Consider the following 1,386-nt stretch of genomic DNA (forward strand, 5'->3'; position numbering starts at 1 on the left):
TATGCCGTAGCTACGGAAGCTGGGTGCCATATCCGGTTAAGTCAGTATGCTCGGAAAGTCCGCCAGACGCAGTTAAGAGTGGAATACCTGCGCCTTCGGCTGGCGAGCCTGCCTGGTGGTGATGCTGGCACGGCAGTAGGAATTGATCGTCGACTGCGTTTAGATTTCGAAAAAGGACTCACCAAATCCCAGGGTCGACGAGAAGAGTTCATACCCGTCGGCGAAGACGCCAGCACGTATAACAGACTTATGAAAGCGCTGCGCCAACGCCATGATGTCATCGAATCCGGAAGGCTTGCCCCTCCCGCCTTACCTAGCGGGGTAGATCCGTATAAACGCATCAGCAATCGCTACATTTGCTTCGAAGAACGCGTCATCATCGCCGATCTTCTCCGCGAAGATGTGCCACTGCGTGAGATTGGGCGCCGTTTAGGGCGAAGTGCATCGTCAATTCAGCGTGAAGTACGCAGAAACCACAGTGCGGAAGGCCCGTATCGTGCAGAAACAGCCCAGTTAAAGGCCTGTGCGCGGAGGTTGCGGCCGAAAATACCGAAACTACTAGCCAACAAAAGACTATGGGACTATGTATGCGCACAATTGCGGGCACAATGGTCACCTGAGGAGATTTCTAATCGCCTGCCCATCGACTACCCCACTGATAAGGACATGCGCATTAGTCACGAAACGATTTATGACGCCTTTTACCTGCAGGCCAAAGGAAGACTCAAAGACCTTGGCCTGGACTTGCCGACCGGTAGAAAGAAACGCAAGAAACGCCAAACCCGCTCCAGCACACCTGCCCAGCAACGCTTCGTCGACGACATGATCCTCATAGACGACCGGCCAGATGAGGTAAGTGAACGTATTTTGCCAGGCCACTGGGAAGGCGACCTCATCCTCGGTAAAAACAACCAATCAGCGGTAATCACGCTAGTAGAACGCGTCAGCCGATTTGTTGTCCTTGGCCACTTACCGGGAAGGCATACCAGCAAAGAAGTATTCACAGCCCTGCACAAGGCAGTTACAGGAATCGATAAAGCTATCTGGTCATCAATTACCTGGGACCAAGGAAGCGAAATGGCTGGTCATAAAGCTTTTACCATGGCCACTGACATTCCCATCTACTTCTGCCATCCAGGATCACCATGGGAACGCGGCAGCAACGAAAACACCAACGGCAGGCTCAGAAGAAACCTTCCCAAAAACAGCGACCTGTCCATCTACAGCGCCGAGGACCTAGAAATGATCGCCAACATTCACAACCACAAACCGCGCAAAGCACTCAACTGGCGCACCCCAGCCGAAGTCATGACCAACGCCCTCACACAAACCGGTAGCATCAAACCAAACTAACCATCATCGTTGCAACGACCCCTAGAATCCGCC

General features: G+C 53.0%; 1 protein-coding gene. It reads left to right on the forward strand.

Features of this window, described 5'->3' with window-relative positions; genetic code table 11:
- Positions 1 to 1,353, forward strand: a 1,353-nt coding sequence (locus tag QP884_RS11215) for an IS30 family transposase (protein ID WP_284822063.1), incomplete at its 5' end; no start/stop codon positions are given.
- Between the last annotated feature and the right edge of the window lie 33 nt (positions 1,354 to 1,386).

Origin of the sequence: Corynebacterium tuberculostearicum, assembly GCF_030229345.1 — a bacterium.
In the GTDB taxonomy this organism is placed as follows: domain Bacteria; phylum Actinomycetota; class Actinomycetes; order Mycobacteriales; family Mycobacteriaceae; genus Corynebacterium; species Corynebacterium tuberculostearicum_G.